Annotated in this window: 23 protein-coding genes; 2 read left to right on the top strand and 21 right to left on the bottom strand. The window is 73.7% G+C overall.

The window, feature by feature from the left end; all coding sequences use genetic code 11:
* On the top strand, positions 1–687 hold the full coding sequence (locus QQY24_RS25775; protein ID WP_301975102.1) for a DUF5995 family protein: 687 nt from the start codon (positions 1–3) through the stop codon (positions 685–687).
* Here the strand turns inward: QQY24_RS25775 and QQY24_RS25770 are convergent, their stop codons facing one another.
* The 9 genes from QQY24_RS25770 to fmt form a co-directional block, all read right to left on the bottom strand.
* Positions 688–2,385 (bottom strand): NAD(P)/FAD-dependent oxidoreductase, encoded by a 1,698-nt coding sequence (locus QQY24_RS25770; protein WP_301975101.1) that lies wholly within the window; start codon positions 2,383–2,385, stop codon positions 688–690. It abuts the gene before it with no gap.
* A gap of 50 nt (positions 2,386–2,435) precedes the next feature.
* On the bottom strand, positions 2,436–3,224 hold the full coding sequence (locus tag QQY24_RS25765; RefSeq protein WP_301975100.1) for a carbon-nitrogen hydrolase family protein: 789 nt from the start codon (positions 3,222–3,224) through the stop codon (positions 2,436–2,438).
* 394 nt (positions 3,225–3,618) lie between these two features.
* Positions 3,619–4,071 carry an Lrp/AsnC family transcriptional regulator gene (locus tag QQY24_RS25760; RefSeq protein ID WP_301975099.1) on the bottom strand — a complete coding sequence of 151 codons (453 nt, stop codon included), beginning with the start codon at positions 4,069–4,071 and terminating at the stop codon, positions 3,619–3,621.
* A gap of 234 nt (positions 4,072–4,305) precedes the next feature.
* On the bottom strand, positions 4,306–5,748 hold the full coding sequence (locus QQY24_RS25755) for a GuaB1 family IMP dehydrogenase-related protein (RefSeq protein WP_301975098.1): 1,443 nt from the start codon (positions 5,746–5,748) through the stop codon (positions 4,306–4,308).
* A 68-nt stretch (positions 5,749–5,816) separates the two neighbouring features.
* Positions 5,817–6,209: a barstar family protein gene (locus tag QQY24_RS25750; protein WP_301975097.1), complete on the bottom strand. Its 393-nt coding sequence runs from the start codon at positions 6,207–6,209 to the stop codon at positions 5,817–5,819.
* A gap of 163 nt (positions 6,210–6,372) precedes the next feature.
* Positions 6,373–7,416, bottom strand: a complete 1,044-nt coding sequence (locus QQY24_RS25745; RefSeq protein WP_301975096.1) for a sugar-binding transcriptional regulator — start codon at positions 7,414–7,416, stop codon at positions 6,373–6,375.
* A gap of 90 nt (positions 7,417–7,506) precedes the next feature.
* On the bottom strand, positions 7,507–8,193 hold the full coding sequence (gene rpe / locus QQY24_RS25740) for a ribulose-phosphate 3-epimerase (protein ID WP_301975095.1): 687 nt from the start codon (positions 8,191–8,193) through the stop codon (positions 7,507–7,509).
* 132 nt (positions 8,194–8,325) lie between these two features.
* Positions 8,326–9,744 (bottom strand): RsmB/NOP family class I SAM-dependent RNA methyltransferase, encoded by a 1,419-nt coding sequence (locus tag QQY24_RS25735; RefSeq protein WP_301975094.1) that lies wholly within the window; start codon positions 9,742–9,744, stop codon positions 8,326–8,328.
* Between the two features lie 93 nt (positions 9,745–9,837).
* A complete protein-coding gene (gene fmt, locus QQY24_RS25730) occupies positions 9,838–10,770 on the bottom strand; it encodes a methionyl-tRNA formyltransferase (RefSeq protein ID WP_301975093.1) in 933 nt (310 codons plus the stop codon).
* Between the two features lie 401 nt (positions 10,771–11,171).
* On the opposite strand from fmt, the gene QQY24_RS25725 reads away from it, so the two are divergent.
* Positions 11,172–11,714, top strand: coding sequence for a hypothetical protein (locus QQY24_RS25725; protein ID WP_301975092.1), 543 nt, complete (start codon positions 11,172–11,174; stop codon positions 11,712–11,714).
* Between the two features lie 232 nt (positions 11,715–11,946).
* Here QQY24_RS25725 and QQY24_RS25720 read toward each other — a convergent pair whose 3' ends face one another.
* The 12 genes from QQY24_RS25720 to QQY24_RS25665 all read right to left on the bottom strand — a co-directional run bounded on the left by QQY24_RS25720 (position 11,947) and on the right by QQY24_RS25665 (position 26,881).
* A complete protein-coding gene (locus QQY24_RS25720) occupies positions 11,947–14,094 on the bottom strand; it encodes a primosomal protein N' (RefSeq protein WP_301975091.1) in 2,148 nt (715 codons plus the stop codon).
* A gap of 165 nt (positions 14,095–14,259) precedes the next feature.
* Entirely contained in the window at positions 14,260–15,468 is a 1,209-nt protein-coding gene (metK, locus tag QQY24_RS25715) for a methionine adenosyltransferase (protein WP_301975090.1), read from the bottom strand.
* 260 nt (positions 15,469–15,728) lie between these two features.
* Positions 15,729–16,931, bottom strand: a complete 1,203-nt coding sequence (gene coaBC / locus QQY24_RS25710) for a bifunctional phosphopantothenoylcysteine decarboxylase/phosphopantothenate--cysteine ligase CoaBC (protein ID WP_301975089.1) — start codon at positions 16,929–16,931, stop codon at positions 15,729–15,731.
* A 104-nt stretch (positions 16,932–17,035) separates the two neighbouring features.
* Entirely contained in the window at positions 17,036–17,308 is a 273-nt protein-coding gene (gene rpoZ / locus QQY24_RS25705; RefSeq protein WP_005319902.1) for a DNA-directed RNA polymerase subunit omega, read from the bottom strand.
* A gap of 64 nt (positions 17,309–17,372) precedes the next feature.
* Complete coding sequence (gene gmk, locus QQY24_RS25700) at positions 17,373–17,930, bottom strand: guanylate kinase (protein ID WP_301975088.1); 558 nt, start codon at positions 17,928–17,930, stop codon at positions 17,373–17,375.
* Between the two features lie 61 nt (positions 17,931–17,991).
* Entirely contained in the window at positions 17,992–18,315 is a 324-nt protein-coding gene (locus QQY24_RS25695) for an integration host factor (RefSeq protein ID WP_003977346.1), read from the bottom strand.
* A gap of 269 nt (positions 18,316–18,584) precedes the next feature.
* Positions 18,585–19,430: an orotidine-5'-phosphate decarboxylase gene (gene pyrF / locus QQY24_RS25690; protein ID WP_301975087.1), complete on the bottom strand. Its 846-nt coding sequence runs from the start codon at positions 19,428–19,430 to the stop codon at positions 18,585–18,587.
* On the bottom strand, positions 19,427–20,533 hold the full coding sequence (locus tag QQY24_RS25685) for a quinone-dependent dihydroorotate dehydrogenase (protein ID WP_301975086.1): 1,107 nt from the start codon (positions 20,531–20,533) through the stop codon (positions 19,427–19,429). Before QQY24_RS25685 ends, pyrF begins: the two co-directional genes overlap by 4 nt.
* 55 nt (positions 20,534–20,588) lie before the next feature.
* Positions 20,589–23,897, bottom strand: a complete 3,309-nt coding sequence (carB, locus tag QQY24_RS25680; RefSeq protein ID WP_301975085.1) for a carbamoyl-phosphate synthase large subunit — start codon at positions 23,895–23,897, stop codon at positions 20,589–20,591.
* Positions 23,890–25,032 (bottom strand): glutamine-hydrolyzing carbamoyl-phosphate synthase small subunit, encoded by a 1,143-nt coding sequence (gene carA / locus QQY24_RS25675; protein WP_301975084.1) that lies wholly within the window; start codon positions 25,030–25,032, stop codon positions 23,890–23,892. The genes carB and carA overlap by 8 nt, the downstream gene beginning before the upstream one ends.
* Entirely contained in the window at positions 25,029–25,589 is a 561-nt protein-coding gene (locus tag QQY24_RS25670; protein ID WP_301975083.1) for a hypothetical protein, read from the bottom strand. Before QQY24_RS25670 ends, carA begins: the two co-directional genes overlap by 4 nt.
* Positions 25,586–26,881, bottom strand: a complete 1,296-nt coding sequence (locus QQY24_RS25665; RefSeq protein ID WP_301975082.1) for a dihydroorotase — start codon at positions 26,879–26,881, stop codon at positions 25,586–25,588. Before QQY24_RS25665 ends, QQY24_RS25670 begins: the two co-directional genes overlap by 4 nt.

The raw sequence follows: 26,881 nt of genomic DNA, 5'->3' as shown, positions 1-26,881 counted from the left end.
ATGGCGCAGTTGGAACACCTCACCACTCCCGTCGACGCCGTGCTCCACCGGATGCGGATCCTCGACGCGGCCCTGCCCGAGCGGGACGGGGTGGCCGTGTTCAACCGCGTCTACCTCGCCGTCACCGAGGAGGTCGGCCGGCGCCTGGACGCCGGGCGGTTCGCGGACCCGCGGACGGCCGCCGCGCTGGGCGCGCGGTTCGCCGGGCGGTACCTGGCGGCGGTCGACGCGGTGGCCCGCGACCGCCGCCCGCCCGCCTGCTGGCGCCCCCTGTTCCAGTTCCGCCGCCATCCGGGCGTGCGGCCGCTGCAGTTCGCGCTGGCGGGCATCAACGCGCACGTCGGGCACGACCTGGCGCTCGCCCTGGTGGACACCTGCCGCGCGCTGGGCTGCGAACCGGCCGAGCTGGAGGACGAGTTCGACCGCGTGGGCGAGCTGCTCGTCTCCCTGGAGGAGCGCGTCCGCGAGGACCTGATGCCGGGCCCGGACCTGCTCCAGGTCGCCGATCCGCTCACCCATCTGCTGGGCTCCTGGAGCCTGGAGCGGGCCCGGGACGCCTCCTGGGCGGCGGCGCGGGCCCTGTGGGCGCTGCGCCGCTGCGAGGACGTCGCCGGGGGGTTCGCCGAACGGCTGGACGCGGCGGTCGGCTTCGCGGGCCGGATGCTGCTGACCCCGCTGCCGGACTAGTCAGTCCTCGGGGAGTTCGACGGGGGCGATCTCGTCGTAGACGTCGCCCGGGCCCGGGTTGGACGGATCGGTCCCGCCGCCCAGGTGGTGCATGACGCCCCACACCGCGTTCAGCGCCGTCTGGACCGCGCCCTCGGCCCAGCCGGCCGTCCAGGAGACGTCGTCGCCGGCGAGGAAGACGCCCCGCTTGTCCTCGGGCAGCCGGTCCTGCATGAAGTGCGTGAACAGGCGCCGCTGGTAGCGGTAGTGGCCGGGCAGGTTGGCCTTGAACGCCCCCATGAAGTAGGGCTCGTTCTCCCAGGAGACGGTGACCGGGCTGCCGATGACGTGCTTGCGGATGTCGACCTTCGGGTAGATCTCGCCGAGCGACTTCAGCATGACCTCCATCCGCTCCTCGGCGGACAGCGGCAGCCACTTCAGGCTGTCGTCGCACCAGGTGTAGGACAGGCAGATCACGGCGGGCCGGTCGGGGCCGTCGTCCAGCAGGTAGGTGCCGCGGGTCATGCGGTCGGTGAGCGTCATCGACATGACGTCCCGGCCGGTCTCCTCGTCCTTGTCCAGCCAGAACGGCCGGTCGACGGGCACGAACAGCTTGGAGGACTCCATGTAGTGGGTCCGCTCGATGGCCGTCCAGTGGTCGATCGGGAACAGCGAGTCGTCGCAGTCGATCTTCGACAGCAGCATCCAGGACTGCGCGGTGAAGACGGCCGCCCGGTAGGTGCGGATGCTGCCGTCGGCGTCCGTCACCGTGATCCGGTTGCCGGCGGTGCGGTGCAGCCGCGTCACGGCCGGACGGGGCCGGCCGCCGGCGTGCAGGGAGCTCAGCGAGGTGCCGTGGGGCCAGTGGACGATCTTCTCCGGCTCGCGCTCCCACAGGCGCAGCGGCAACTGCTGGGAGCCGCCGACGATGCCCCGGTGGTGGTCGTCGGCCTCGGTGTAGACGACGCGCAGGATCTCCAGGATGGAGTTCGGGAAGTCGGTGTCCCAGCCGCCGGTGCCGAAGCCGACCTGGCCGAATATCTCGCGGTGCCGGAAGGACCTGAAGGCCTCGGAGTCGCAGAGGAACCCGTAGAAGGTCTGGTTGTCGAGCTTCTCGACCAGTTTCGCCCAGATCTCGCGGATGCGCGGCACGTCCCGCTCCCGCATGGCGCGGTTCATGGCGGAGAAGTCGGCGCCCTCCTCGAGGCACGTGTTCCAGGCCTCGGCGACGTCGCGGTAGACCTGCGGCAGGTCGTCGATCGTCTCGGCGTAGTGCGACTCGCCCTTGAGGTCGACCACCGTCGAGGGAGTCGCCTCCGCGAGCGGGTTCGGGAAGGGGCGCGTCTGCAGGCCGACCAGGTCGATGTAGTGCTGGAGCGCCGTGGAGGACGGCGGGAAGCGCATGGCGCCCATCTCGGCGGTCAGCGAGGGGTCGCAGCCCTCGAAGCCGACGGTGCGCAGCCGGCCGCCGAGCCGGTCGGCCTCGTAGACGACGGGCTTGAGGCCCATCTTCATCAGCTCGTAGGCGGCGACGACGCCGGACAGGCCGCCGCCGATGACGGCGACCTCGGTGCCGTGCTCGGTGGCGGGGACCTGGCCGAGCCCCGCCGGGTGGGCGAGGAAGTCGTCGTAGGCGTAGGGGAAGTCCGGGCCGAACATGGTGATCGGCGGCTGCTGGTCGTCGGCGTGCTCGACGGCGTTGGGCACCGTGGACGTCATGGGGTGCGGACTCCTTGCGCGAAGTGGAGCGGGCGGGGCTGTGCGGCGGCTCAGACGAGGGACCCGTACAGACCGGGGCGGCGGTCCTTCAGGTACGGGTTCGCCTCGCGGGAGGCGGCCAGGAAGGCGGGGTCGGCATCGGCGAACAGCAGTTGCTCGCCGCGTCCGCCGCGGGTGCGGGCGGTCCCGTCGGGGCCGGCGAGGACCGAGAGCCCGACGAATTCGAACCCGCCCTCGGTCCCGGCCCGGTTGACGTAGGCGACGTACATCTGGTTCTCGAAGGCGCGCACCGGGACCATCGACTCGGCGACGAACTGGAAGGGGTGCATCTGCGCGGTCGGGACGACGAGGAGGTCGGTGCCGGCCAGCGCGTGGGCGCGGACGTTCTCCGGGAACTCGACGTCGTAGCAGATCATCAGGCCGACGGTCAGGCCGTTCAGCTCGGCCTGGACGACCTGCTGCTCGCCCGGCGCGAAGTGGTCCCGCTCGAAGCGGCCGAAGAGGTGGGTCTTGCGGTAGTGCGCGAGACGGGTGCCGTCGGCGGAGATCAGCTGGGCGGAGTTGTGGACGGCCCGGCCGTCGCGCTCCGGGTAGCCGTAGGCGACGGCCAGGCCGTGCCGGGTGGCGATCTCGGCGACCGCGGCGGCGGAGTCGCCGTCGGCGGGCTCGGCGAGGCGGGCGATGTCGCCGCCGATCGCGTACCCGGTCAGGAACATCTCCGGCGCGGCCAGCAGCCCGGCGCCCGCCGCGGCGGCCCGGCCCGCGGCCTCGTCGAGGACCTTGAGGTTCTCGACGACGGAGCCGGGCCGGCCGGAGCTCTGGAGCAGGGCGGTGCGCATGCGTGATCCTCACGGGATACGGGGGGGGCGGGGGCCAGTAAGACGGTACGGTCGGCGCGCTCGGCCCGACAAGAACGAGCCGTTGCGTTCTCGTGCGCGGTTCGTTGCGCGCGAGGGGGCCCGGACGGCGATTCGTTGCGTGCCCCGGACGGCGGTCCGCCGGTCCTTGTGGGGGCGGGCCGCGGCGGCGGCCGTCGGCGGTGCGCGGGACGGGACGGGGCGGGGTGCGGCCCCACCGCCGCGCGTCCGGCGGGTGACCGCGACCCGCGCAGGGCGCCGGCGCGGCGGCCGGACGGCCGGCATCGCGCAGGGGGGCGGGCTGCCGCGTGCGCACCCTGCCCGGGCGCCGGCGTCCGGGGCCGCGAGAACGCCGGGTGGCGCCCCGGGGACGTCGTCAGCCCGGCGCTCCGGAGGAGAACCTCCGCAGCAGCGGGGACAGCACCAGTACCGACTTCGTCCGCTCCACGAACGGCTCGCCGGCGATGCGTTCCAGCACCCGCTCGAAGTGGCGCATGTCGGAGGCGAAGACCTGGACGATCGCGTCCGCGTCGCCGGTGACGGTCGACGCGGCCACGACCTCCTGGTAGCGCTCCAGGCCCCGCTGGATGGTCTCGGGCGAGGTGTGGCGCCGGCAGTAGATCTCGATGTACCCCTCGGTCTCCCAGCCGAGCGCCACTGGGTCCACCCGGACGGTGAAGCCGGTGATGGCTCCGGTGGCGCGCAGCCGGTCCACCCGCCGTTTGACGGCGGGTGCGGACAGGCCGACCAGTTGCCCGATGTCCGCGTAGGAGCGGCGGGCGTCCTCGGCGAGGGCGTGCACGATGCGTTCGTCGAGATCGTTCAGCACTGGGGGTGGTTCACTTCTTCGGGTCCGGTCGCTTCTGTGCCGCCATCGCGACGTCCCCGGCGGTCGCGGGGCGGGAACGGCGATGGCCGTACCCGAAGTAGAACACGGGTCCGACCGCCCTCCGGACACCGCACACCGCACACCGCCGGGTGACGGCCGAGGGGCTCGGGTCGTCCCCACGCGGCGGGCGAAGCCCGGTTCCTCCCGCCCGGCGCCGGGCGGGAGGAGCCGTGGTCAGTTCCAGCTGGCGTGCAGCGGCTTGCCCTCGGCGTAGCCGGCCGCGCTCTGGACGCCGACGACGGCCTTCTCGGCGAACTCCGCCAGGGAGCCGGCGCCGGCGTAGGTGCAGGAGGAGCGGACGCCCGCGATGATCGAGTCGATCAGGTCCTCCACGCCCGGGCGGGCCGGGTCCAGGAACATCCGGGAGGTGGAGATGCCCTCCTCGAACAGCGCCTTGCGGGCCCGGTCGTACGCCGACTCCTCCGACGTGCGGTTGGCCACGGCACGGGCGGAGGCCATGCCGAACGACTCCTTGTACAGGCGGCCGCCCGCGTCCTGCTGGAGGTCGCCCGGCGACTCGTACGTCCCGGCGAACCACGAGCCGACCATCACGTTGGAGGCGCCGGCCGCGAGTGCCATGGCCACGTCGCGGGGGTGCCGGACCCCGCCGTCGGCCCAGACGTGCTTGCCGTACTTCTTCGCCTCGGCGGCGCACTCCAGGACGGCGGAGAACTGCGGCCGGCCCACACCGGTCATCATGCGGGTGGTGCACATGGCGCCCGGGCCGACCCCGACCTTGACGATGTCGGCGCCGGCCTCGACGAGGTCCCTGACGCCCGCGGCGGAGACGATGTTGCCCGCGGCGATCGGCACCTGCGGGTCGAGGGCGCGCACCAGCCCGATGGCGCTGATCATCGACTCCTGGTGACCGTGCGCGGTGTCGATGACGAGCGTGTCCACGCCCGCGTCGAGCAGTTGCTCGGCCTTGCCCGCGACATCGCCGTTGATGCCGACGGCCGCGGCGACGCGCAGCCTGCCCCGGTCGTCGACGGCCGGGGTGTACAGCGTGGCGCGCAGGGCGCCCTTGCGGGTGAGGATGCCGGCGAGCCGGCCGTCCCGGTCGACGGCGGGGGCGTAGCGGCGGTTGGCCGCGTCCAGCCGGTTGAAGGCCTCGCGGGGGTCGATGTCCGCGTCGAGCAGCAGCAGGTCCTTGGACATGACCACTTCGAGCTGGGTGAACCGGTCGACGCCGGTCAGGTCCGCGTCGGTGACGACGCCGACGGGACGGTCGTCGCCGTCGACGACGACGCCGGCGTTGTGCGCGCGCTTGGGCAGCAGGGCGAGGGCGTCGGCCACGGTCTGGTGCGGGGCCAGCACGATCGGGGTGTCCAGCACCAGGTGGCGGCTCTTCACCCAGGAGACGACGTCCGTGACCACGTCGATCGGGATGTCCTGCGGGATGACCACGAGGCCGCCGCGCCGGGCGACCGTCTCGGCCATGCGGCGGCCGGCGATGGCGGTCATGTTGGCGACGACGAGCGGGATGGTGGTGCCGGTCCCGTCCGGCGAGCCGAGGTCCACGCCCTGACGCGAGCCCACCGCGGAGCGGTTCGGCACCATGAACACGTCGTCGTACGTCAGGTCGTACGCGGGCCGGATGTCATTGAGGAAACGCACGTGCCGCACATCCCAGTCGATCAGAGGTGACCCCCCGACGGGTGCGCCGGGGGGAAAGAGCACGTACTTCATTGTCCCATGGAGGGGGTGCCGCCAGGCCCCGGCGGAACGTCCAGGCCGCCCGCGGGGGCCCGGGAGGATCCTCCGAGAGCGAGCGCCACGTCCAGCGCGGGACTGGGACGCACCGACGCCGAGAACACCTCCCGGGCGGTCTCCCACTCCTTAGGCCGGGCCTCGGCGTAGGCCTGCCAGCCCCGCACGACGACGAGCAGTCCGCGCCGCGCGGCCCCGGCGGGCCACAGGGCCTCGTCGCCGAGGCTGTCGGCCAGCGCGTCCCAGTTGCGGCCGAACCAGTCGGGCAGCGCGAGGGCGCGGGCGGCGCGGTCCATGAGCCCCGCCTTGTCGGTCACACCGTCGAGGTCCAGGGTGACCACGACCCTGCCCGCGAGGTCCTCCGTCATCTCAGCACCGTCCGGAACGTTCGTGGTGATCACCGGTGTCGTGGATCCGCCCGCCCCGCCCGGTGGGGGGCGGACGGACCGCGGCGGCACGGCGCCGGTGCCGCCGCGGCCGCTGCGTCCCGGCGGCACGGTCCGCGCTGGACCCGCCCCCCGGGGGCCGCCGTCAGGGCCCGTCGGGGTCCGCGCGGCTGAGCGCGGGCCTGGGCGCCGGCCCCGCCGTCATCAGGCAGTCCGCGGCCGAGGTGTCCGTCACCAAGCTGGTGACCAGCCCGGAACGCAGCACCGCGTCGATCGCGGCCGCCTTGCGCTGCCCGCCGGCGATCGCCACGACCTCCGGGACGCGGCGCAACTGGTCGGCCTTGACCGTGATGCACCGCTCCCCCAGGTCCCGTCCGACCCGGCGCCCCTCGGCGTCGAACAGGTGCGCCGACATCTCCGCGGCGACACCGAGCGAGGCGTAGTGCGCGCGTTCCTCGTCGCTGAGCATGTCGTGCACGGTCGAGATGCCCGGCTCCCAGGAGCCGATGGACACGCAGGCGACCGTGACCTTGTCGAAGTACTCGAAGGCCCGGGCGATCCCGGTCTGGTGGCGCAGGGCCGCCGCGGTGGCCGCGTCCGGCAGCAGCATCGGCGCGTAGACGGGGTGCGCGTCGCCGCCCGCCACCTGGGCCGCCCGGCGCACCGCCTCCACCGAGCCGCGCTCGGCGGTCCCGGCGTCGTAGACACCCGTCAGCTGCACCACCGTGCAGGGCGGCAGCCGGTCGAGCGCCGCCGCCATGTGGATGGTGGAGCGGCCCCAGGCCAGTCCGAGGACGTCCCCCTCGTTGACGAGTTCGCCGAGCAGGTCGGCGGCGACCTCGCCGAGGTTCTCGGGGTCGGGGGTCTCCTCGGCCTCGGCCGGGGACTCCACCACGACGGCGTGCCGCAGGCCGTAGCGGGCGCGGAGCGCGTCGGAGCGCTCGGCGTCCAGCTCGGCCGGCACACGGATCTCGATGCGCACGAGATCCCGTTCGAGGGCCGTCTCCAGGACCCGGGCCACCTTGAAGCGGCTGACGCCGAACTCCTCGGCGATCTGGATCTTGGACTTGCCCTCGAGGTAGAAGCGGCGGGCCATGGCCGCCGCCTGCACCAGCTCAGCGGGTCCCATCCGCATGGCTGACCGGCCCGCCGACATACCCGACACGGCGATCTCCTCACTGCTGTTCACACTCTGGATTCGCCGTTCATCCTCGCAGATCCGGCGCGGCTGATCCGCCCTGATGGGCGCCGTTCTTTCAGCTGTTCACACAGCCGTGGCTCAGTGGTCGCAGGCCCAGGACGCCCTGGCGGTCGCCGTCTGCGCCCGGGCGCGCAACGCGCGCACCGCCTCCGCCGGGTCCTGTGCCCCGTACACGGCCGAGCCGGCGACGAAGACGTCCGCCCCCGCGTCGGCGCACCGTTCGATCGTCTCCGCCGAGACACCGCCGTCGACCTGCAGCCACAGCTGGAGACCGTGCTTGTCGATCAGCTCACGGGTGCGGCGGATCTTCGGCAGCATGATGTCGAGGAACGCCTGGCCGCCGAAGCCCGGCTCGACCGTCATGACCAGCAGCATGTCGAGTTCCGGCAGCAGGTCCTCGTACGGCTCGACCGGCGTCGCGGGCTTCAGCGCCATGGAGGCGCGGGCGCCCTTGGCGCGGATCTCCCGGGCCAGCCGCACCGGCGCGGCGGCCGCCTCCACGTGGAACGTGACGGACGAGGCGCCGGCTTCGACGTACCGGGGCGCCCAGCGGTCCGGGTCCTCGATCATCAGGTGGCAGTCCAGCGGGGTGCCCGTCGCCCGGGCCAGGGACTCCACGACCGGCACGCCGAGCGTGAGGTTCGGCACGAAGTGGTTGTCCATGACGTCGACGTGGAGCCAGTCGGCACCTTCGACCGCCCGCGCCTCGTCCGCGAGGCGGGCGAAGTCGGCGGACAGGATGCTGGGGTTGATCTGCACGGCCATGCCCCAAGCCTGCCATGTCCGGCGCACGGATGTTCGCGCCGGACCGCAGGAGATTTCGTCCGTCCCGTCCACGGGACGGTGCGCGGGCCCTCACGGGCCGTACCGGAGGGATGCGCTCCGGGCCCGCGCCCGTCAGCCGGTCCGGCGGATGAGCGCCAGGTACATGGCGTCGGTGCCGTGCAGGTGCGGCCAGAGCTGGACGTCCGGGCCCTCGCCGAGCGCGGGCACGCCCGGCAGCAGCGGGCGGGCGTCGAGGGGTTCGGCGTCCGGGTGCTGCTTGAGCACGTCGGCCACGACCGCCCGGGTCTCGGCCAGGTGCGGCGAGCAGGTGGCGTAGCCGACGACCCCGCCGACGCGCACCGAGTCCAGCGCGGTGCGCAGCAGGGCGCGCTGCAGCGGCGCGAAGTTGTCCAGGTCCTCCGGACGCCGCCGCCAGCGGGCCTCGGGCCGCCGGCGCAGCGCGCCGAGCCCGGTGCAGGGCACGTCCACGAGCACCCGGTCGAAGGTGCCGGGCCGCCACGGCGGCCGGGTCCCGTCGGCGGTGACGACCTGGTACGGCCCCGGGTTGCCGTGCAGGGCCCTGGCGACCAGTCCGGCCCGGTGCGGCTGCTTCTCGGAGGCGAGCAGCTCCGCTCCGCGCTCGGCGGCGAGGGCGGCCAGCAGCGCGGCCTTGCCGCCCGGTCCGGCGCACCCGTCGAGCCACTTGCGGTCCGGCCCGTCCAGCGGCGCGTTCGCGAGCGCGAGCGCGACCAGCTGGCTGCCCTCGTCCTGCACCCCGGCCCGTCCCTCGTGCACGGCCGGCACGGCGCCCGGCTCGCCGCCCTCGGTGAGGCGCACGGCGTAGGGGGACCAGCGCCCCGGCACGGCGGCGTCCTCGCGCAGCAGCTCCTCGGTGGTGGCCCGGCCCGGCCGCGCCACCAGGGTCACCTCGGGCCGTTCGTTGTCGGCCTCCAGCAGGTCCTCGATCCCGGCCCGCCCGCCGCCGAGGGAGTCCCACAGGGCGGAGACGACCCAGCGGGGGTGGGAGTGCACGACCGCGAGGTGGTCCTCGGGGTCCTCCTCGTAGGGCGGCGCGACCTTCTCCAGCCAGCCGTCGAGGTCGTCCTGCGCGACCTTGCGCAGCACGGCGTTGACGAACTTGGCGCGCCCGTCGCCGAGCACCACCCGCGCCAGCTCGACGGAGGCGGACACCGCCGCGTGCGTGGGGATCCGCGTCCCCAGCAGCTGGTGCGCGCCCAGGCTCAGCACGTCGAGCACCGGCGGGTCGACCTCGCGCAGCGGCCGGTCGACACAGGCGGCGATGACGGCGTCGTAGGTGCCCTGCCGGCGCAGGGTGCCGTAGACCAGCTCGGTGGCGAGGGCGGCGTCCCGCGCCTCGAAGCCGCCCTTCTCCCGCGCCTTGCGCAGCAGCGGCGGCAGCACGAGGTTGGCGTACGCGTCCCGCTCGTCCACCGCGCGCAGCGCCTCGAAGGCGAGGACGCGGACGGGGTCCTTCTGGGGACGGCGGTAGGGCTTGGCGGGCCTGCGCGGCCGCCGGGACTGCTCGCTCACGAAAAAGGTGCTCCGGATGGGAAGGAGGGGGGTGCGCCTCCCAGCCTACGTCGGCACGCCCCCGCCTTCCGCCCCCGCCTTCCGCCGCCGGCGTCAGCCGCCGAGCGCCTCCCCCTCGGCGACGCGCACCCCGCGCGCCCAGTCGGCGGCCCGCATCGGCTTCTTGCCCTGGGCCTGCACCCACACCAGCTCGACGGCGTACGACCCGGTGCCCACGTGCACGCTGTTCTTGCCCACGGCCGGCTGCCCGGGGGCCAGGTCGGTCCGGTCGGGCACGGGGGTGACCTGGATGAGCTTGAGCCGCTCGCCGCGGAAGGTGGTCCAGGCACCGGGCGCCGGGGTGCAGCCGCGCACCAGCCGGTCCACACGGAGCGCGGGCGCGGCCCAGTCGACCCGGGCGTCCTCGACGGTGATCTTCGGTGCGAGGCTGACCCCCTCGGCCGGCTGCGGCACGGCCTTCAGCGTGCCGTCCTCGATGCCGTCCATGGTCGCCGCGAGCAGCCCGGCCCCGGCGTAGGCGAGCCGGGTGAGCAGGTCGCCGCTGGTGTCGGTGGGCCGGATCTCCTCGGTGACGGTGCCGTACACCGGGCCGGAGTCGAGCCCTTCCTCGATGAGGAAGGTGGAGGCCCCGGTGATCTCGTCGCCCGCCATCAGGGAGTGCTGCACGGGCGCCGCCCCCCGCCAGGCGGGCAGCAGCGAGAAGTGCAGGTTGACCCAGCCGTGCGCCGGGACGTCCAGGGCGGCCCGCGGCAGCAGGGCTCCGTAGGCGACGACGGGGCAGCAGTCCGGGGCGATCTCCCCGAGCCGCTCCAGGAACTCCGGGTCCCGCGGCCTGACCGGCTTCAGCACCTCGATCCCGGCCTCCTCCGCCCGCTCGGCCACGGGCGACGCGACCAGCCTGCGCCCCCGCCCCGCCGGCGCGTCGGGCCGCGTGACGACGGCGGCCACCTCGTGCCGCCCGGAGGCGAGAAGGGCGTCCAGGGCGGGAACGGCGACCTCGGGGGTACCGGCGAAGACGAGCTTCATGGGCGGGATCGGGCCTCTCGGACGAGGGGGCGGGCGGCGCACCAGTCTATGCCGAGCGGGCCGCCCGCTCCCTCCGGCCAGCGACGCGGGGGACCGGCGGCCGGCGGTGTCCGTAGGGCGTCGTACGGAGTCCGTGCGAAGTCCTGCCGCCCGGCGTGGCGTGACGGGGCGGGCGCGCGGGCCGGGGCGCGGAACGGGGAGCCGCCGGCGGCGGACGGGCCGTGCCGTCCCCGGTGCACCGCGGACGCGCGGCGCGCGGGTGGGGGACGGCGTACACACGCACCCGCACGCCCCCAGCCCGTGACCGGCGGAGCGCGCACGCGTTGGTCAAGGAAGAGTTGACCACGCCGGACCGCCTTCGCGGTCCGCTTCCTTTCAACGCCGGTTCGAGAGGCTTGTTCATGGCCGACCACGCAACCCACGACGCCCAGGCCCGGGCCAGCCTGCACCTGCTGGTGCGGGACATCGAGCGGGTCCGCCGGCAGGTGGACGCACTGCGCACCCTCACCGCCCAGCTGGGCAACGTCTACCGTCCGCGCCGCTCCGGCCCGTCCACGGGGTTCGTCGTCTACGGACGCGCCCCCGCCCCGACGGTCCGCCTCGCCCAGGAGCTCCGGGACAGCGTCGAGACCCTGGTCACGGCCGCGGTGGACTTCGACCGCTCGCTCGGCTTCTCGTGGGACGCGGTGGGCTCGGCGCTCGGCGTCACCAAGCAGGCGGTGCACCGCCGTTACGGCGCCCGCCGGGCCGCGGCCCAGGCGGCCGCCGAGGCCGAGCGGGCCACCGAGCCAGCCGGCGGCCGGGCGGTCACCGTGAACACCGGTCTGCCGACGGTGCCCGCGGTCCCCGCGGCCCGCTCGATGCCCACCCAGCCGACCGCGGGCAGCCCGGCCCTCCGCGAGGACGCGCGGTCCACGGCCTTCCCCGGCCCGCGCAACGGCTGACGACCGCGGCCGGGCACCACGGCCGGCGACGCACCGCCACGGCCGGCCGCAGCGACTGCCCCACCCTCCCGGAAACCGCCGGGAGGGCAGCCGCACGCCGGGCCGTCCGCGATCCGGCAGCCCACGAGTCGGCCCCGGCGCACCGACGGCCCCGTCCCCGCCGCCCGGCACAACGACGCCCCGGCGCCCCGTCAAGCCGTGTCCCGGCCGGCCCGGCACCCGGGCGGCCCCCTCAGCCGATGTCCGGGGGGTCGATCCGCACCCGCACCGCCTCCCCGCCCCCCCGTGCCGTACGCGCGGCCTGGGCCGTCTTCAGGGCGGCGGCCAGCGCGGCCCCGCTCCCCGGCGGCACCCGCACCAGCGCCCGCTCCCAGTGCTCCCCCGGCGGCGGGCCGCCGGGCCTGCGGGGCCGTCCGGGCGGTGCGGGCGGCACCGGGACCGGTCCCAGCACCTCGGCGTCGGGGGGCAGGTCGACCGACTCCAGGAACTCCGCCACGGCCCGCGCCGTCCCCGACACGGCCGCCATCCGCGACACCGGGGGGAACCCCAGTTCGGCCCGCTCGGCCAGTTCCCGCACCGCGTGCCCCACCGGGTCCCAGCGCACCAGCGCCTGCACGGGCCGCAGCGTCGACTCGGCCACGACCACCACCGTCCCCCGCTCCCCCTGCGGCCGGACCAGCGCGCCCGCCGCGATCCACCGGCGCAGCGCGTCCTCCCCGGCCCGCAGGTCGGGGCGTCCGAGCATGGCCCAGCCGTCCAGCAGCAGAGCGGCCGCGTAACCGCCCTCGGCGACCGGCTCGGCGCCCGGGGTGCTCACCACCAGCGCGGGCGTGCCCGGCACGGTGTCCAGCACGTGCTCACGCCCCGAGGTGCGCACCGGGACCGCGGGGAAGGCCCGCCCCAGCTCCTCGGCGGTCCGCCGCGCACCGACGACCTGGGCCCGCAGCCGGAAGCCCCCGCACCGGGGACAGTGCCAGGCCCCCTCCTCGCGCCCGCACCAGCCGCAGCCCAGCGCCCCCGCGTCCCGCGCCTGAAGCGGCCCGGAACAGTGCCGGCACCGGGCGGGCGCCCGGCACTGCGCACAGGCCATGCGCGGCACGTAGCCGCGCCGCGGCACCTGCACCAGCACCGGACCGTGCCGCAGTCCCTCCCGGACCACCTCCCAGGCGAGCGTGGGCAGCCGGGCGGCGCGGGCGGCCTCGTCGCGCGCCAGGTCGTCGTCGCCCACCGTCCGCACCAGGGGCGCGGACCGGCGCACCTCCTCCCGGCCGGCGACCAGGGGCCTGGCCCAGCCGCTCTCCACGAGCTGGGCGGCCTCCACGGTGCAGCTCCAGCTCCCCAGCAGGAACGCGCACCCGTCCAGGGCGGCACGCAGCAGCAGCACGTCCCGCGCGTGCGGCTGGGGGGCGTGCTGCTCGCCGTGGCTGTCGTCGCCGTCGTCCCAGACGGCCACGAGTCCGAGGTCCCGCACGGGGGCGAACATGGCGGCGCGGGTGCCGACGACCGCGCGCACGGACCCCCGCCGCACCGCCAGCCACTGCGCGTAGCGCTTCTCCGGCCCGGCGTCGGCGGTCAGCAGCGCGTGCCGGCCCCCGCCGAGCAGCCCGGTCAGCGCGGCGTCGACCCGCGCGGCGGACCGTCCGTCCGGGACGACGACGAGCGCGCCGCGGCCCGAGGCGAGCGTGGCGGCGACGGCCCGGGCCAGCTCCTCGCTCCACAACGGCCCCGGCAGGGCGTTCCACACCGCCCTGGGCGCTCCTCCCGCGGCCAGCGACTCCAGGAACGCGCCGCCGTGCTCGTACCGCGCCCACGACCCGGCGTCGGGCGCGGCCGGCGGCGGCAGGGGTTCGGGGGACGGCCGCCGCTCGGCCCGCGCGCTGCGCGGCGGCACGGCCAGCTGGAGCACGTCGGCGAGGCTGCCCGCGTACCGGTCGGCGACCGCCCGCGCGAGTCCCAGCAGCTCTTCGCTCAGCACCGGTTCGGGCGACACGACCTGGGCGAGGGCGGCCAGCGGGCCGGCGTAGTCGGACTCGGCCCGGCGCTCGACCAGGAAGCCGTCGATGAGCCCCCCACCCTCACGGCGCCCGTCCCGCACCCGGTGCCGCCCGGCGCCGAACCGCACCCGCACCCGCACCCCGGGCTGCGCGTCGGCGTCCAGTTCCTCGGGCACGGCGTAGTCGAAGTACCGGTCGAGGTGCAGCACGCCCTTGTCGACCAGCACCCGGGCGACGGGCAGTTCCCCGGCGAGCGCGGCCCCCCGCCAGGTGCGCGGCTTGGCCCGGGGCGTCCCGGCCCCGCGCACGCTCTCGCGGATGAGCGCGAGCTGCTCCGGCGGCGCCCCTGCGGCGCCGCCGTCCCCCGGTCCGTCCTCGCTGCTCACGCTTGCATTCTTACCAAACGGCACCGACAGCCGGCGCCGCCCGGGATCCGGTCCGGCCGCCGGGCGCCCCGGGGCCCGCGGCGGCCGGGTCACCCGGCCGGACCGGCCGGCCGGGGCGCGCCGCCGCCGGCGCGTTCCGGTCCGGAACGCGCCGGGGCCCGGTGGTCACACCCCGGCGGCCTTGCGCAGGGCGTCGACGCGGTCGGTGCGCTCCCAGGTGAAGTCGGGCAGCTCACGGCCGAAGTGACCGTAGGCCGCGGTCTGCGCGTAGATCGGGCGCAGCAGGTCCAGGTCACGGATGATCGCGGCCGGACGCAGGTCGAAGACCTCCTCGATCGCCTTCTCGATCCTGTCCGGCTCCACCGTGTGGGTACCGAAGGTCTCCACGAACAGACCCACCGGCTCGGCCTTGCCGATGGCGTAGGCCACCTGGACCTCGCAGCGCGCCGCCAGCCCCGCCGCCACCACGTTCTTGGCCACCCACCGCATCGCGTACGCCGCCGAACGGTCCACCTTGGAGGGGTCCTTGCCCGAGAACGCACCACCACCGTGCCGGGCGAACCCCCCGTAGGTGTCAATGATGATCTTCCGGCCGGTCAGCCCCGCGTCCCCCATCGGACCACCGATCTCGAACCGCCCGGTGGGATTCACCAGCAGCCGGTAGCCCTCCGTGTCCAGCTTGATGCCCTCCTCCAGCAGCGCCCGCAGCTCCGCCTCCACCACGAACTCACGGATGTCCGGCGCCAGCAGCGACTCCAGGTCGATGTCACTGGCGTGCTGCGAGGAGACCACCACCGTGTCCAGCCGCACGGCCTTGTCACCGTCGTACTCGATGGTCACCTGCGTCTTGCCGTCCGGACGCAGGTAGGGGATCGTGCCGTTCTTGCGGACCTCCGACAGCCGCCGCGACAGACGGTGCGCCAGGAAGATCGGCAGCGGCATCAGCGTCGGCGTCTCGTCCGAGGCGTACCCGAACATCAGACCCTGGTCGCCCGCACCCTGCCGGTCCAGCTCGTCCTCGTCGCCCTCCACCCGCGCCTCGTAGGCCGCGTCCACCCCCTGCGCGATGTCCGGGGACTGCGCACCGATGGACACCGACACCCCGCAGGAGGCACCGTCGAAGCCCTTCTTGGAGGAGTCGTAGCCGATCTCCAGGATCTTGCCGCGGACCAGCGTCGGGATGTCCGCGTAGGCCTTGGTCGTGACCTCACCGGCCACGTGCACCAGACCGGTGGTGATCAACGTCTCGACGGCGACCCGGGAAGCCGGGTCCTCGCGCAGGAGCGCATCGAGGATGGTGTCGCTGATCTGGTCAGCGATCTTGTCGGGGTGACCCTCGGTCACGGACTCCGAGGTGAACAGACGACGGGACACAACGCTCCCTGGGGTTGCAGCGGCTGCTGGCTGATCATGGGCGGACGACACGGGGGCTGCGCCCGGCGTCGTCCGTGCACAGTTTATCGGTCGCACTCCGCCGCGGGCCCAGCTGTCTCGCCTCTCGGGAGCGCTGTGACCTGCGGCACGGGCATTCTGCACAATGCCCGGCGGCGTTGGCCAGAGCCACCGCACGCCATTCATGAACGGGAAAAAGACGCTGAACGGCTGAAACGCTACGGCCCGGATGGCGCAGCGCGTCAGCCCAGACGGGCCGCGACGAGGTCCCAGACGGTGTCGGCGAGGGCTTCCTTCGGGCCGTGGGCCACGAGGGTCTCGCTGCCGTCGGCGCCGAGGACCACGGCCTCGTTCTCCTCCGAACCGAAGGTCCTGTGCTCCCCGACCTCGTTGACGACGAGCAGGTCACAGCCCTTGCGGACCAGTTTGGCACGGCCGTTGGCCAGGACGTCGTCCGTCTCGGCGGCGAAGCCGACGATCACCTGTCCGGGGCGGGCGCGGTCGGCCGAGATCTCCGCGAGGACGTCGGGGTTGCGCACGAGGACGACCGGATCGGGGTCCTGGCCGTCCTTCTTCTTGATCTTCCCGGCCGCGTAGGTCCGCGGCCGGAAGTCGGCGACCGCGGCGGCCATGACCACGGCGTCGGCGTCCCCCGCGGCCTTCAGGACCGCCTCGCGGAGCTGTACGGCGGTGCCGACCGGGACGACGTCGACGCCGGCCGGGTCCGGCAGGCCGGTGTTCGCCGCGATCAGGGTCACCCGGGCGCCGCGGGCGGCGGCGGTGCGGGCGAGGGCGTAGCCCTGCTTGCCGGAGGAGCGGTTGCCCAGGAAGCGGACCGGGTCGAGCGGCTCGCGCGTGCCGCCGGCGGAGACGACGACGTGCCGGCCGGCGAGGTCGGGCGCGGCGGTCCCGCGGGCCAGCACCCGGCGGCAGACCTCGAAGATCTCCACCGGGTCGGGCAGCCGGCCCTTGCCGGTGTCGGCGCCGGTGAGGCGGCCGACCGCGGGCTCGACGACGACGCAACCGCGGCGGCGCAGCGTGGCGACGTTCTCCCGGGTGGCGGGGTGCTCCCACATCTCGGTGTGCATCGCCGGGGCGAAGACGACCGGGCAGCGGGCGGTGAGGAGGGTGTTGGTCAGCAGGTCGTCGGCGAGGCCGTGGGCGGCCCGGGCGAGCGTGTCGGCCGTCGCGGGCGCCACGACCACGAGGTCGGCGTGCTGACCGATGCGGACGTGCGGCACCTCGTGCACGTCGTCCCACACCTCGGTGGCGACCGGGTTGCCCGACAGTGCGGACCAGGTGGGGGCGCCGACGAAGCGCAGCGCGGAGGCGGTGGGCACCACGCGCACGTCGTGACCGGACTCCGTGAACCTCCTCAGCAGCTCACAGGCCTTGTACGCGGCGATCCCGCCGCTGACCCCCAGAACGACCCTCGGCTCGTGCACCGTCTCTCCCCGGCTCGGCTGTGTACGGGTCCATCAGACACCACGGGCCCGGCAGTCGTGCTGCCGGGCCCGTGGGGAAACCTGTCGCGGTCCGCAAAGCGGCCTTACTGGGCCGGGCCCTCGATGGCCTCGGAGGTCAGCAGACCGGCGTTGATCTCGCGCAGGGCGATCGAGAGCGGCTTCTCGTGGACGTGGGTGTCGACGAGCGGACCGACGTACTCGAGGAGGCCCTCGCCGAGCTGCGAGTAGTACGCGTTGATCTGGCGGGCACGCTTGGCCGCGTAGATCACGAGGCTGTACTTCGAGTCGGTGGCCTCGAGGAGCTCGTCGATCGGCGGGTTGATGATGCCCTCGGGCGCGGTGATGGAAGAGGACACGCTCTACCTTCCGATGGGTGGGAAAGAACCGGTCGGTCTGATCAGCCGGCGCAGGCCGACGGGATCACACCACATCCATCAAGGCTAGCAGCTCGCGGGCCACGTCCCCGACGGAGGTGTTGACCAGGGTCGTGTCGAACTCCGGTTCGGCCGCCAGCTCGGTCCTGGCCGCGTCCAGACGGCGCTCGATCACCTCGGGCGGCTCGGTGCCCCGGCCGGTGAGTCTGCGCACCAGCTCCTCCCAGGAGGGCGGAGCCAGGAACACCAGCTGGGCCTCGGCCATGGACTCGCGGACCTGCCGCGCCCCCTGGAGGTCGATCTCCAGCAGGACGGGCTCGCCGCTCTCCAGCCGCTCCAGCACGGCCGCGCGGGGCGTGCCGTAGCGGTTGCCGGCGAACTCGGCCCACTCCAGCAGCTCGCCGTTGGCGATCAGCTTGTCCATCTCGTCGTCGGTGACGAAGAAGTAGTGGACCCCGTGCTGCTCGCCGGGACGAGGCCTGCGGGTCGTCGCCGACACCGAGAGCCAGACCTCGGGGTGTTCCTTGCGCATGTGGGCGACGACCGTGCTCTTGCCGACCCCCGAGGGGCCGGAGAGCACGGTCAGCCGCGGACGTTCACTCATGCAGCGATTATTCCAGCAGTCCCGGAGTGCCCGGGACCTCCCCGTCCGGCAGGACCCGGACTCAGGAGCCGGTGCTGCCGAACTCACGCTCCAGGGAGGCGATCTGGTTGGACCCGAGACCGCGCACGCGGCGGCTCTCGGAGATGCCCAGACGCTCCATGATCTGCTTGGCGCGGACCTTGCCCACGCCCGGCAGGGACTCGAGTAGCGCGGAGACCTTCATCTTGCCGATGACGTCGTTCTCCTGGCCCTGCTTGATGACCTCGTGCAGGGAGGCGCCGGAGTGCTTGAGTCGATTCTTGACCTCGGCCCGCTCCCGGCGAGCCGCGGCGGCCTTTTCGAGCGCGGCTGCGCGCTGTTCAGGGGTAAGGGGCGGAAGAGCCACGCCTACGTCACCTCGGATGTCGAACTGTCGGATACGGACCGGTGAGGAACCTAGTCGCCCCACACCTGGGGAGCCACGAGCAACACGCTTGCCCGTTCACTCTGCTCGGAGACTAGCGGGCAAGTCCGCCGGAGTCAGCGAGAACAGCGGGAAAAGTCCAGGTCAGCCTCCACCGGACAGGATATTGCAGACATATTGCCCCCGATGTGGGCTTGTATGCGAGTCCGGGCGTCACCCGGACCGTCCGCGCGGGTCCCGCGCCGGGGGTCTCAGGCGGCCGCCACGGCGGCCCTGATCTCCTCCGCGAAGCGCTCCGCGGCCGCGCGCACCCCCCTGACGTCGGGTCCGTGCCGCAGCACGCCCCGGCTGACGTTCGGCACGACGTTGCGCAGCGCCGCTCCGAAGAGCGCGCCGAGACCGTCCGGCGTCGCTCCCTGGGCCCCGACGCCGGGCGCGAGGAGCGGGCCGTTGATGTCGAGGTCGTAGGCGGACAGGTCGCCCACCGTGGCGCCGACGACGGCGCCGAAGGAGCCCAGCGGCTCCTCCCCCGCGTTCTCGGCGGCCAGGTGGGCGAGCATGGTCGCGCCCACGCTGCGGCCGTCGGCGCGGACCGCGTGCTGGACCTCGGGTCCCTCCGGGTTCGAGGTCAGGGCCAGCACGAAGAGCCCGGCGCCGCTGTCCCGGGCCAGCGCGACGGCCGGGGCGAGCGAGCCGTAGCCGAGGTAGGGCGAGACGGTGAGGGCGTCGCAGGACAGCGGGGCGTCCTCGCGCAGGTAGGCCTCGGCGTACCCGGCCATGGTCGAGCCGATGTCGCCGCGCTTGGCGTCCATCACGACCAGGGCGCCGGCCGCGCGCGCCTCCCGGACCGTCCGCTCCAGGACGGCGATGCCGCGTGAGCCGAAGCGTTCGAAGAAGGCGCTCTGCGGCTTGACGACGGCGACCCGGTCGGCCACCGCCTCGACGACCGTGCGGCTGAACCGCTCCAGGCCGGACACGTCGTCGGCCAGCCCCCACCCGGCGAGCAGGGAGGCGTGCGGGTCGATGCCGACGCACAGCGGGCCGCGCTCGTCCATGGCCCGGCGCAATCGGGCGCCGAAGGGCGCGTGCGGGGTCATGCGGACTTCCTCACGTCGGCGCCGACCGCGTCGGCGAGGGTGGCGTACGGGCTGGTGCGCAGCCGGGCGGCGAGGCCCTTGTGGATCGAGCGGGACCAGAACGGGCCCCGGTAGACGAAGGCGCTGTAGCCCTGGACCAGCGTGGCGCCGGCCAGGATGCGCTGCCAGGCGTCCTCGGCGGTCTCGATGCCGCCGACGCCCACCAGGGTGACGCGGTCGCCCACGCGTGCGTACAGGCGGCGCAGGACCTCCAGGGAACGCGCCTTCAGGGGCGCGCCGGACAGCCCGCCGGCCTCCTTCACCAGCGCGGGCGCGGACTCCAGGCCCAGGCCCTCGCGGGCGATGGTGGTGTTGGTGGCGATGATGCCGTCCAGGCCGAGTTCGACGGCCAGGTCGGCGACGGCGTCGACGTCCTCGTCGGCGAGGTCGGGAGCGATCTTCACCAGCAGGGGCACGCGCCGGTGCGCGGCCGCGCGGTCGGCGGCCGCGCGCACGGCGGACAGCAGCGGGCGCAGGTGGCCGACCGCCTGGAGGTCGCGCAGGCCGGGCGTGTTCGGCGAGGAGACGTTCACGACCAGGTAGTCGGCGTAGGGGGCCAGCCGCTCGGCCGACTTCACGTAGTCGGCGACGGCCTCGGCCTCGGGTACGGCCTTGGTCTTGCCGATGTTGACGCCCACGACCGTCCTGAAGACCGGCTCGCGGCCGGCGAGACGGGCCGCGACGGCCAGCGAGCCGTCGTTGTTGAAGCCCATGCGGTTGATCAGCGCCCGGTCGGCGACGAGCCGGAACAGCCGCTTCCCGGGGTTGCCGGGCTGCGGCTCACCGGTGACCGTGCCGATCTCGACGTGGTCGAAGCCCAGCATCGACATGCCGTCGACGGCGACGGCGTTCTTGTCGAAGCCGGCCGCGAGCCCGAAGGGCCCGTGCATGCGCAGCCCGAAGGCCTCGGTGCGCAGCTCCTCGCGGCGGGGTGCGAGGGCGGCGGCGACGAAGGTGCGCAGCACGGGGACGCGGACCACGAGGCGGATCCAGCGGAAGGCCAGGTGGTGGGCCGTCTCGGCGTCCATCCGCCGGAAGACCAGGCGGAAGAAGAGCTTGTACATCCAGATGTGTCCTCATACGGAGGGGGACACCGTTTCCGGTGCCCCCCTCGGGCTGCTAGTCGCGGGCCGCGGTCAGGTGCTCCGCGTGTTCCTGGAGCGAACGGACGCCCACCTCGCCGCGGTTGAGGGCGTCGATGCCCTGGACGGCCGCGGCGAGGGCCTGGACCGTCGTCAGGCAGGGCACCGAGCGGGCCACCGCCGCCGTGCGGATGTCGTAGCCGTCGAGGCGGCCTCCGGTGCCGTACGGGGTGTTGACGATGAGGTCGACCTCGCCGTCGTGGATGAGCTGGACGATCGTCTTCTCGCCGTTCGGTCCGGTGCCCTCGGACTGCTTGCGCACGACGGTGGCGTTGATGCCGTTGCGCTTGAGGACCTCGGCGGTGCCGGAGGTGGCGAGCAGCTCGAAGCCGTGGGCGACCAGCTCGCGCGCCGGGAAGATCATCGAGCGCTTGTCGCGGTTGGCGACCGAGATGAACGCGCGGCCCCTGGTGGGCAGCGGGCCGTAGGCGCCCGCCTGCGACTTGGCGTAGGCCGTGCCGAAGACGGAGTCGATGCCCATGACCTCGCCCGTGGAGCGCATCTCCGGGCCGAGGACGGTGTCGACGCCGCGGCCGTGGATGTCGCGGAACCGCGACCACGGCAGCACCGCCTCCTTGACGGAGATCGGCGCGTCCAGCGGCAGCTCGCCGCCGTCGCCCCTCCCCGGCAGCAGGCCCTCGGCGCGCAGCTCGGCGACGGTCGCGCCCAGCGAGATGCGGGCGGCGGCCTTCGCGAGCGGCACCGCGGTCGCCTTCGAGGTGAAGGGGACCGTGCGGGAGGCGCGCGGGTTGGCCTCCAGGACGTAGAGGATGTCGCCGGCCATCGCGAACTGGATGTTGATCAGGCCGCGCACGCCGACGCCCCGGGCGATGGCCTCGGTGGAGGCGCGCAGCCGCTTGATGTCGAAGCCGCCCAGCGTGATCGGGGGCAGGGCGCAGGCCGAGTCGCCGGAGTGGATGCCGGCCTCCTCGATGTGCTCCATGACCCCGCCGAGGTAGAGCTCGGTGCCGTCGTACAGGGCGTCGACGTCGATCTCGATGGCGTCGTCCAGGAAGCGGTCGACGAGGACCGGCCGGGAGGGGCTGATCTCGGTCGACTCGGCGATGTAGGAGGCGAGGCGGGTCTCGTCGTAGACGATCTCCATGCCGCGTCCGCCGAGCACGTAGGAGGGCCGGACCAGGACCGGGTAGCCGATCTCGTCGGCGATGGCCTTGGCCTCCGCGAAGGTGGTGGCCGTGCCGTGCTTGGGGGCGGGCAGGCCGGCCTGGGCGAGGACGCGTCCGAAGGCGCCGCGGTCCTCGGCGGCGTGGATCGCCTCGGGCGGGGTGCCGGCGATCGGGACGCCGTTGTCCTTCAGCGCCTGCGACAGGCCCAGCGGGGTCTGCCCGCCCAGCTGGACCAGCACGCCGGCGATCGGGCCGGCCAGGGACTCCGCGTGGACGATCTCCAGCACGTCCTCCAGCGTCAGCGGCTCGAAGTAGAGGCGGTCGGAGGTGTCGTAGTCCGTGGAGACGGTCTCCGGGTTGCAGTTGACCATCACGGTCTCGTACCCCGCGTCGGACAGCGCGAAGGAGGCGTGGACGCAGGAGTAGTCGAACTCGATGCCCTGGCCGATGCGGTTGGGGCCGGAGCCCAGGATGATGACGGCCGGCTTCTCGCGGGGGGCGACCTCCGTCTCCTCGTCGTAGGAGGAGTAGAAGTACGGCGTCCGCGCGGCGAACTCGGCGGCACAGGTGTCGACCGTCTTGTACACCGGGCGGATGCCCAGGGCGTGCCGCACCTCGCGGACCACGTCCTCGTGCAGGCCGCGGATACCGGCGATCTGCTGGTCGGAGAAGCCGTGCCGCTTGGCGTGGGTGAGCAGTTCGGCGGTCAGCTCGGGCGCCTCGGCCAGCTCGTCGGCGATCTCCTTGATCAGGAACAGCTGGTCGACGAACCAGGGGTCGATCCGGGTGTGCTCGAAGACCTCCTCGGGCGTGGCGCCGGCGCGGATGGCCTGCATGACCGTGTTGACGCGGCCGTCGGTGGGCCGCACGGCCTCGCGCAGCAGCGTGTCCTTGTCGCCGGGTTCGCCGACGAAGGTGAACTGGCTGCCCTTCTTCTCCAGCGAGCGCAGCGCCTTCTGGAAGGCCTCGGGGAAGTTGCGGCCGATGGCCATGGCCTCGCCGACCGACTTCATGGTGGTGGTCAGCGCGGAGTCGGCCTGCGGGAACTTCTCGAAGGCGAACCGGGGGGCCTTGACGACCACGTAGTCGAGGGTCGGCTCGAAGGAGGCCGGGGTCTCCTGCGTGATGTCGTTCGGGATCTCGTCCAGCGTGTAGCCGACGGCGAGCTTGGCGGCGATCTTGGCGATCGGGAAGCCGGTGGCCTTGGAGGCGAGTGCCGAGGACCGCGACACGCGCGGGTTCATCTCGATGACGATCACCCGGCCGTCCGCGGGGTCGACGGCGAACTGGATGTTGCAGCCGCCGGTGTCGACGCCGACCTCGCGGATGACGGCGATGCCGATGTCGCGCAGGATCTGGTACTCGCGGTCGGTCAGGGTCATCGCGGGCGCGACGGTGATCGAGTCGCCGGTGTGCACGCCCATGGGGTCGAAGTTCTCGATGGAACAGACGACCACGACGTTGTCGTTCTTGTCGCGCATCAGCTCCAGCTCGTACTCCTTCCAGCCGAGGATGGACTCCTCCAGGAGCACCTCGGTGGTCGGCGAGAGCGTGAGGCCCTGGCCGGCGATGCGGCGCAGCTCCTCCTCGTCGTGCGCGAAGCCGGAGCCGGCGCCGCCCATGGTGAAGGACGGGCGGACGACGACGGGGTAGCCGCCGAGGGTCTCCACGCCCCGCAGGACGTCGTCCATGGAGTGGCAGATCACCGAGCGGGCGGACTCGCCGTGCCCGATCTTGCGGCGGACCTCCTCCACGACCTCCTTGAACTGGTCGCGGTCCTCGCCCTTGTGGATCGCCTCGGGCTTGGCGCCGATCAGTTCGACGCCGTACTTCTCCAGGACGCCGTTGTCGTGCAGCGCGATGGCGGTGTTCAGGGCCGTCTGGCCGCCCAGGGTGGGCAGCAGGGCGTCGGGGCGCTCCTTGGCGATGATCTTCTCGACGAACTCGGGGGTGATCGGCTCGACGTAGGTGGCGTCGGCGATCTCCGGGTCGGTCATGATCGTCGCCGGGTTGGAGTTGACGAGGACGACGCGCAGGCCCTCGGCCTTGAGCACGCGGCACGCCTGGGTGCCGGAGTAGTCGAACTCCGCGGCCTGGCCGATGACGATCGGGCCGGAGCCGATGACCAGGACGGACTGGATATCGGTGCGCTTAGGCACGCTGGCCCTCCATCAGGGAGACGAAGCGGTCGAACAGGTAGGCGGCGTCGTGCGGGCCCGCTGCGGCCTCGGGGTGGTACTGGACGGAGAAGGCCGGCCGGTCGAGCAGCTGCAGTCCCTCCACGACGTTGTCGTTCAGGCAGACGTGGGAGACCTCGGCACGGCCGAACTCGGTGTCGCTGACCTCGTCGAGCGGCGCGTCCACGGCGAAGCCGTGGTTGTGCGCGGTGACCTCGACCCTGCCGGTCGTCCGGTCCTGGACCGGCTGGTTGATGCCGCGGTGGCCGTACTTCAGCTTGTAGGTGCCGAAGCCGAGGGCGCGGCCGAGGATCTGGTTGCCGAAGCAGATGCCGAACAGGGGCGTCCCGCGCTCCAGGACGGCCCGCATCAGCGCCACCGGGCCGTCGGCGGCGGCCGGGTCGCCGGGGCCGTTGGAGAAGAACACGCCGTCCGGGCCGACGGCGTAGACCTCGTCCGGGGTGGCGGTGGCGGGCAGCACGTGCACCTCGATGCCGCGCTCGGCCATGCGGTGCGGGGTCATGCCCTTGATGCCGAGGTCGATCGCGGCCACGGTGAACCGCTTCTCGCCCCGGGCCGGGACGACGTACGCCTCCTGGGTGGCGACCTCCTCGTACAGGCTCGCGCCCTTCATCTGCGGCTGGGCCTGCACGCGCGCGACCAGGTCGGCGTCGGCGGCGAGGGCCTCGCCGGAGAAGATCCCGGCGCGCATCGAACCGCGTTCGCGCAGGTGGCGGGTCAGGGCCCGGGTATCGACGCCGCAGACGCCGACGACGCCCTGCGCGACCAGCTCGTCGTCCAGGGAGCGGGTGGAGCGCCAGTTGGACGGCACGCGCGCGGGGTCGCGCACCACGTAGCCGGAGACCCAGATGCGGCGGGACTCGTCGTCCTCGTCGTTCCAGCCGGTGTTGCCGATCTGCGGGGCGGTCGCGACGACGATCTGGCGGTCGTACGACGGGTCGGTGAGGGTCTCCTGGTAACCGGTCATGCCGGTGGAGAACACGGCCTCGCCGAAGGCCTCCCCCACAGCCCCGTAGGCGCGGCCGCGGAAGACGCGGCCGTCCTCCAGGACGAGTACGGCGGGAACCCTGGCGGCTCCCCTGGTGGAGGTCGTCATCGTGCGCCTTCCGTGTCGTTGGTCATCTGGTTCAGGGCGGTGACCCACTCGGCGTGCTCGGCCGCGCGGTCGGAGCGGAAGCCCGAGTCGATCAGCCGGTCGCCGTGCGCCCAGGTCACCACCAGCAGGCCGCCCTCGGTGAGCACCTTGCCGGCGATGGCCTTGTCGAGCCGGGCCCCGCGCAGCGCGGCGGTGGGGACGAAGAAGTCGCTCGCGCCGGGGCGCTCGACGTCCAGGCCCGCGTCCGTCAGGGTGAGCCGGACCCGGCTGCGGGTGCCGAGGCCGTGGGCGACGATGCGGTCCAGCCACTGTCCGGCGGTGGTGGAGCCGTGGTAGCGGCCCTCCATGCCGAGTCTCACCGGGCCGGCGTCCTGCGGCGCGGTGGGCAGCTCGGGCAGGTCGCCCTGGAGCGTGGCGCGCCACTTCCAGCCCTCGCGCATCAGCCAGTAGACGAGCGCGACGAAGAGCGCGAGTCCGACGAGCCAGCCGATGCGGGCCCCCCAGTCGGTGACCTCGGCCGACCTCTTCGCCCCGGCCAGCAGGATTACAGGTGTCACGTGAGCTTCCCGTCGATGAGCGTGGCCTTGCCCCGCAGCCACGTGTGGGTGACACGGCCCGGCAGCTCGCGTCCCTCGTACGGGGTGTTGCGGCTGCGCGAGGCGAAACCCGCGGGGTCCACCCGACCACGGTATGCCGTGTCCACGAGGGTGAGGTTGGCGGGCTCACCGGCCGAGACGGGACGGCCGTGGCCGGTGGCGCGTCCGATCCGCGCGGGCGCGGCCGCCATGCGGTCGGCGACGCCGGCCCAGTCCAGCAGGCCCGTTTCGACCATGGTCTCCTGGACCACCGACAGCGCCGTCTCCAGGCCGACCATGCCCATGGCGGCCGCGGCCCACTCGCAGTCCTTGTCCTCGTGCGGGTGCGGGGCGTGGTCGGTGGCGACGATGTCGATCGTGCCGTCGGCGAGGGCCTCGCGCAGGGCGTGCACGTCGCGCTCGGTGCGCAGCGGCGGGTTGACCTTGTAGACCGGGTTGTAGGTGCGCACCAGCTCGTCGGTGAGGAGCAGGTGGTGCGGGGTGACCTCGGCGGTGACCCGGATGCCGCGGGACTTGGCCCAGCGGACGATCTCGACGCTGCCGGCGGTCGACAGGTGGCAGATGTGGACGCGGGAGCCGACGTGCTCGGCGAGCAGCACGTCGCGCGCGATGACCGACTCCTCGGCGACGGCCGGCCAGCCGCCGAGGCCCAGCTCGGCGGAGACCACGCCCTCGTTCATCTGGGCGCCCTCGGTCAGGCGCGGTTCCTGCGCGTGCTGGGCGACGACACCGTCGAAGGCCTTCACGTACTCCAGGGCCCGGCGCATGATCACGGCGTCGTCCACGCACTTGCCGTCGTCGGAGAAGACGGTGACGCCGGCGGCCGAGTCGTGCATGGCGCCCAGCTCGGCGAGCTTCCTGCCCTCCAGGCCGACGGTGACGGCGCCGACGGGCCGGACGTCGCAGTAGCCGTACTCCCGGCCGAGCCGCCAGACCTGCTCGACCACGCCGGCGGTGTCGGCGACGGGGAAGGTGTTGGCCATGGCGAACACGGCGGTGTAGCCGCCGCCCGCGGCGGCGCGGGTGCCGGTGAGCACGGTCTCGGAATCCTCGCGGCCCGGCTCGCGCAGGTGGGTGTGCAGGTCGACCAGGCCGGGCAGCAGCACCTTGCCGCCGGCCTCGACGACGGTCACGTCCCGCGCGTCCCCGGCGGACAGGCCGGTGCCGACCGCCGCGACGACCTCGCCGTCGATCAGGACGTCCTGCGGGTCGCCGCCGAGCACCTTCGCGCCACGGATCAGGGTCTTGCTCAT

Source organism: Streptomyces sp. TG1A-8, from assembly GCF_030499535.1.
Taxonomy (GTDB): domain Bacteria; phylum Actinomycetota; class Actinomycetes; order Streptomycetales; family Streptomycetaceae; genus Streptomyces.
Note: the sequence above shows the minus strand (reverse complement) of the source record. Positions and strands in the feature narration are given on the sequence as shown.

Coding starts and splice junctions, on each gene's coding strand:
- QQY24_RS25775 (WP_301975102.1), top strand. CDS start 1: ATGGCGCAGTTGGAACACCTCACCACTCCCGTCGACGCCGTGCTCCAC.
- QQY24_RS25770 (WP_301975101.1), bottom strand. CDS start 2,385: ATGACGTCCACGGTGCCCAACGCCGTCGAGCACGCCGACGACCAGCAG.
- QQY24_RS25765 (WP_301975100.1), bottom strand. CDS start 3,224: ATGCGCACCGCCCTGCTCCAGAGCTCCGGCCGGCCCGGCTCCGTCGTC.
- QQY24_RS25750 (WP_301975097.1), bottom strand. CDS start 6,209: ATGACGGAGGACCTCGCGGGCAGGGTCGTGGTCACCCTGGACCTCGAC.
- rpe (WP_301975095.1), bottom strand. CDS start 8,193: ATGGCCGTGCAGATCAACCCCAGCATCCTGTCCGCCGACTTCGCCCGC.
- fmt (WP_301975093.1), bottom strand. CDS start 10,770: ATGAAGCTCGTCTTCGCCGGTACCCCCGAGGTCGCCGTTCCCGCCCTG.
- QQY24_RS25725 (WP_301975092.1), top strand. CDS start 11,172: ATGGCCGACCACGCAACCCACGACGCCCAGGCCCGGGCCAGCCTGCAC.
- gmk (WP_301975088.1), bottom strand. CDS start 17,930: ATGAGTGAACGTCCGCGGCTGACCGTGCTCTCCGGCCCCTCGGGGGTC.
- pyrF (WP_301975087.1), bottom strand. CDS start 19,430: ATGACCCCGCACGCGCCCTTCGGCGCCCGATTGCGCCGGGCCATGGAC.
- QQY24_RS25685 (WP_301975086.1), bottom strand. CDS start 20,533: ATGTACAAGCTCTTCTTCCGCCTGGTCTTCCGGCGGATGGACGCCGAG.
- carA (WP_301975084.1), bottom strand. CDS start 25,032: ATGACGACCTCCACCAGGGGAGCCGCCAGGGTTCCCGCCGTACTCGTC.
- QQY24_RS25665 (WP_301975082.1), bottom strand. CDS start 26,881: ATGAGCAAGACCCTGATCCGTGGCGCGAAGGTGCTCGGCGGCGACCCG.